The following is a 5017-nucleotide window of genomic DNA, read 5'->3' as shown; positions in this document are numbered from 1 at the left end:
AATATTTACAATGAATACACCCTATACGATCTGGAAGAAATGGGCGCCGGCTGCTTTACTTATCTGTTTCGGATTGCTGATACTCGTTCTTATTCCAGGCGTAGGAGTCGTCCGAGGTGGTGCACGCAGTTGGCTCGGAATAAGTTCGTTTGGCATCCAGCCCTCTGAATTTATGAAGTTGGCTATGATTATATTTCTGTCAAAGTGGTTATCAGAGAAGCAGCAGACGATAACTTTGTTCGCAAAAGGATTGATGCCGCCGCTGGGCCTTGTCTGTCTTGCGTTTGGTCTCATTATGCTGCAGCCCGATCTTGGAACGGGAGCGGTTATGCTCGTTGCTTCTCTGCTGCTTATATTTACAGCTGGGGCTAGAATGGCTCATTTAGGCGGTTTGGCGCTTGTAGGTGTTGCTGGATTTATTGGACTTATAATAGTTGCGCCCTATCGACTCGCTAGAATTACGAACTTCCTAGATCCTTGGGCGGACCCGCTTGGCGGGGGCTATCAAATCATTCAATCGCTTTATGCGATTGGTCCTGGAGGACTAGTAGGGCTTGGTCTTGGAATGAGTCGCCAAAAGTATAGCTATTTGCCCGAGCCGCAAACCGATTTTATCTTTTCTATTTTGGCGGAAGAGCTTGGATTTATCGGCGGAGCTACTCTTATTTTATTGTTCATGATTCTTATATGGCGTGGTATTCGTACTGCAATAGCGGCCCCCGACACTTTCGGAAGTCTGCTTGCAGTCGGTATAACGGGCATTGTCGGTGTCCAAGTGCTTATTAATATTGGAGTCGTTATCGGTATGATGCCGGTGACAGGAATTACATTGCCGCTTGTAAGCTACGGCGGATCATCACTGACGCTGTTATTGACTGCGTTTGGTATTTTACTTAATATATCCCGTTATTCGAGGTGAGGTTTCATGCGTATTGTATTAACCGGCGGTGGAACCGGCGGCCATATTTATCCGGCACTTGCTGTTGGCGAGCATATGAAGAAGAACTCAGACACGCAGCTATTATACATCGGGACTTCACGTGGTTTAGAAAGCCGAATTGTGCCGGAGAAGGGCGTACCTTTCGAAGCGATAGATATTACAGGCTTCAAGCGTAAGCTTTCTTTTGATAACGTAAAAACGATCATTCGATTTTTGAAAGGCGTACAGCGTTCTAAGCAGTTGCTGCGCCAATTTAAACCTGATGTAGTTGTGGGAACTGGCGGTTATGTGTGTGGACCTGTTGTTTATGCTGCCGCCAAGCTGGGTATTCCTACGTTTATTCATGAGCAGAATGCCATTCCAGGCTTAACTAATAATTTTTTATCTTCCTATGCCAGTACAATCGGTGTCAGTTTTAAGGAATCTGAGAACCACTTTCCAAAGGCAAAACGTACAATATTCACAGGTAATCCTTGTGCAACAAATGTACTTAATGCTGCTTCAGGCAAAGGATTAGAAGCATTAGGATTACCTCCGCGAAGTAAATTCGTGCTAATGGTCGGAGGCAGCCGAGGCGCTAAAGCCATTAATGAAGCGATGATTACTATGGCTCCTTTGCTTGCTCGTATGCCAGACATTTACTTTGTTTTCGTAACGGGTGAGAGCTATTATGAGTCTACGTCAACTCGAATATATCAGGCAGTTCCAGCTGGAACAAAACAGTTGAAGGTACTGCCTTATTTGCATAATATGGCCGATGTGCTTGCGGATGCGACGATCGTTGTCAGCCGCTCAGGGGCCTCATCGCTTGCAGAAATGACGGCGCTCGGTTTGCCGTCTATTCTTATACCATCGCCAAACGTTACGAATAACCATCAAGAAGCCAATGCGCGCAGTTTGCTGGATGCTGGTGCGGCTGAGATGGTGCTGGAGAAAGAGCTCACAGGTKAAAGTCTGTTAGCGCTTATTCAAGAGGTTGTTCAGGATGAATCGCGAATGAAACAAATGTGCGAAGCATCCAAGCAGTTAGCGGTACCGAATTCTGCTTCGTTAATAGCTGCAGAATTAATAAAGCTGACCGATCGAAAATAGGCGATTGTCACACAAAAGTCTATAAGGGCATAAGATACCCTATATTCGTGATCGTCGCTCAATGGTAGGTTAAAGCAGCTGAAGTGTCCGGTTGCAAGGGGAATTCACTTTCAAACGGAGATGGTGAATCGAATTTCTACATCAGCTATGACAGCGAAAGCTTACGAAGCTAGTTTTGCTACGCAAAACCAAAGCACATGCTTACGAAGCTAGTTTTGCTACGCAAAACTTTAAGGAGGTTCACTAATGAAAGCATTTAAAGCGGAATTGGAGCAAGCCGATATCGGCGAAATCCTGTACAATGAACCGCTCTCGAACTACACAACATGGAAAATCGGCGGTCCTGCCGATATATTAATCCTCCCTCGTAGCAAAGAAGAGCTAGTGTCTGCAGTTCGTTTGATGCATAAGCATCAGATCGCTTGGACAAATCTCGGCCGAGGCTCAAATATGCTGGTGAGTGATAAAGGGATTCGCGGAGTTGTGATTAAACCATGCAAAGAGTTAGATTTCGTGCGTTTCGAAGGTTCGCTTGTAACTGCAGGCGCTGCTTATTCGTTCATTAAGCTATCCGTTATGTCGGGGAAAGAAGGACTTACTGGATTGGAGTTCGCAGGGGGAATTCCAGGTACGGTAGGAGGAGCCGTCTATATGAATGCTGGCGCGCACGGGTCGGATGTATCACGTATTTTAAAGTCAGCTGAAATTGTACTGGAGACAGGGGAATTGGTGCGTTACGAACGGGACGACATGAAATTCTCTTACCGTCACTCTATTCTGCAAGAGTTAAAAGGTGTTGTTCTAGAAGCTACCTTTGAGCTTGCAGAGGGTGATCGGAAGGAAATTGCATCGGTGATGGCCTCTTACAAAGAGAGAAGGCTGCGGACACAACCTCTGAAGTTAGCTTCTGCAGGGAGTGTATTCCGTAATCCGCCTAATGATTTCGCGGCTCGACTTATTCAAGAAGCGGGATTAAAAGGAGAGCGCCTTGGTGGGGCGCAGGTTTCTGAACAACATGCCAATTTCATTGTAAATACCGGGCAAGCGACAGCTGAAGAAGTTCTCGCCCTCATCGCAAATATTCAGAGCACGATTCAGGAACGTTACGGAATCCTGTTGGTGACTGAGGTATTGGTAGTGGGTGAGCGGTAATTCGGAGGTGATACATTGGACAAATTGGTGATTGAAGGCGGGAAACCTCTCTCAGGAACCATAGTTATCCAAGGAGCGAAAAATGCCGCTTTGCCGATATTGGCAGCCAGTTTATTGGCTGAAGGCACTACTACAATTGATCATGTGCCAGATTTGCTTGATATCGACGTCATGCTGAACATTTTGCGCGAATTAGGATGCCGCGCCGAGCATTCGGGAGGTACAGTTGTGCTGGATACGGAAACTGCACATACATCCCATGTTCCGGAATCGTTAATGAGACAGATGCGCTCTTCTATTTTTTTAATGGGCCCGTTGCTTGCAAGGTTTGGTGAAGCACAGGTTTATCAGCCAGGCGGTTGCGCCATCGGTGAACGTAAGATTGATCTCCATTTACAAGGGCTTCAAGCGCTGGGTGCAGAGATTGAAGAAATGGGTAATCAAATTATTTGCCGTGCCGAAAAACTAAGAGGCGCCGATATTCATTTAAGCTTCCCAAGTGTAGGCGCTACGGAAAATATTATGATGGCCGCTGCGCTCGCTGAAGGTCGTACGACAATCAGCAATGCAGCACGTGAGCCAGAAATTCAAGATTTGCAGCATTTTCTAAATGCGATGGGCGCAAAGATCATGGGCGCTGGAACCGACACCATTACGATTGATGGGGTACAGTCACTTACACCATGTCGTTATAGAGTAATTCCGGATCGCATCGTGACGGGGACAATTATGGTAGCGGCAGCCGCGACACGCGGTCAGGTGACGCTACTGAATACACAACCCACCCACTTATCCTCTCTTATTCATGTTCTGCGCCGTGCAGGTGTTCAAATTGTCGTCGACGGTGATATAATTAAAGTCGGCAGTGCAACCAGATGTAAGGCTGTCGAAAGAATTGTAACTTCTCCTTATCCTGCATTTCCTACCGATTTGCAGTCGCAGCTTATGGTTTTGCTAGCTCTCGCAGACGGTGTGAGCATATTGAAAGAAACGATCTTTGAAGGCCGTTTGAAGCATGTTGATGAATTATCTCGAATGGGTGCCGATATTCGTGTAGATATGAACGCTGCGTTTATACGCGGAGTGCCTAGACTATACGGAGCGACGGTAGAAGCAACTGATTTGCGTGCAGGTGCAGCGCTTGTTATTGCAGGCTTAGCCGCGCAAGGTAAAACGGTAGTGGAACAAATTCATCATATTGATCGAGGCTACGACAAAATCGAGACAATGCTGTCAAGGTTGGGAGCACGTATATCACGTTATTCCCCGGTGCCTAATAATTAATAATATGCAGATAAGCAGCAAGTTAGAAACTGCCGGTTCCCGCCTTATCGTAAATGTTTTAAGGCTAGGCGATAAGCGGGACCGGAAAGTTTCTATGAAATATATGAGGTATACGCAATACAATGATGTGATGCTTATATTTCACTGTGAAACGGCAGCTTCGCCACTATGGGCCGAAGATTGCCGTTTACGCTGGGAAAGAAGGGACAAGCTATGAGCGGGCAGATGCCTGTACTAAAGGAACCTACGCCAAAACGCAAAGGCAACAAGAAGCTGCTCGCCATTCTCTTTCTGCTATTTATTTCGTTGCTAGCTGTTTTATTTTTTAATTCATCTATCAGTAAAATAGCCGAAATTCAAATTGATGGAAATCGGTTTGCTACAAAAGAGGAGATAGGGCAGGCGGCGGCAGTTTTAGTAGGAGACGCTTTTTTTCGAACATCAACAGAAACAATTGAAGCGAGAATTCGTACTCTACCGCAAATTAATGAAGCAACCGTAGTGAAAGTGTTTCCCGGAGTCATTAAAATGACGGTCAAAGAATATCCC

The 5017-nt window shown here is 46.1% G+C and carries 5 protein-coding genes; all 5 read left to right on the top strand.

What is annotated here, in order from left to right; all coding sequences use genetic code 11:
* Positions 1-919: putative lipid II flippase FtsW (gene ftsW / locus AC1DWN_RS27755; protein WP_477562118.1), on the top strand; the 919-nt coding region annotated here is incomplete at its 5' end.
* Positions 920-925: 6 nt separating this feature from the next.
* Positions 926-2032 (top strand): undecaprenyldiphospho-muramoylpentapeptide beta-N-acetylglucosaminyltransferase, encoded by a 1107-nt coding sequence (gene murG / locus AC1DWN_RS27750; protein WP_477562117.1) that lies wholly within the window; start codon positions 926-928, stop codon positions 2030-2032.
* Positions 2033-2278: 246 nt separating this feature from the next.
* Complete coding sequence (gene murB, locus AC1DWN_RS27745; protein WP_477562116.1) at positions 2279-3184, top strand: UDP-N-acetylmuramate dehydrogenase; 906 nt, start codon at positions 2279-2281, stop codon at positions 3182-3184.
* A 15-nt stretch (positions 3185-3199) separates the two neighbouring features.
* Complete coding sequence (murA, locus tag AC1DWN_RS27740) at positions 3200-4468, top strand: UDP-N-acetylglucosamine 1-carboxyvinyltransferase (RefSeq protein ID WP_477562115.1); 1269 nt, start codon at positions 3200-3202, stop codon at positions 4466-4468.
* A 168-nt stretch (positions 4469-4636) separates the two neighbouring features.
* The coding region (locus AC1DWN_RS27735; protein ID WP_477562114.1) for a cell division protein FtsQ/DivIB at positions 4637-5017 on the top strand (381 nt) is incomplete at its 3' end.

The organism is Paenibacillus sp. P4_A7, assembly GCF_056402455.1.
The sequence above is the reverse complement of the archived record's forward strand: the minus strand, read 5'-3'. Positions and strand labels throughout refer to the sequence as shown.

Bases quoted from the DNA above. Each gene is read 5' to 3' on its own strand.
- murB (WP_477562116.1), top strand. From the start codon at position 2,279: ATGAAAGCATTTAAAGCGGAATTGGAGCAAGCCGATATCGGCGAAATC.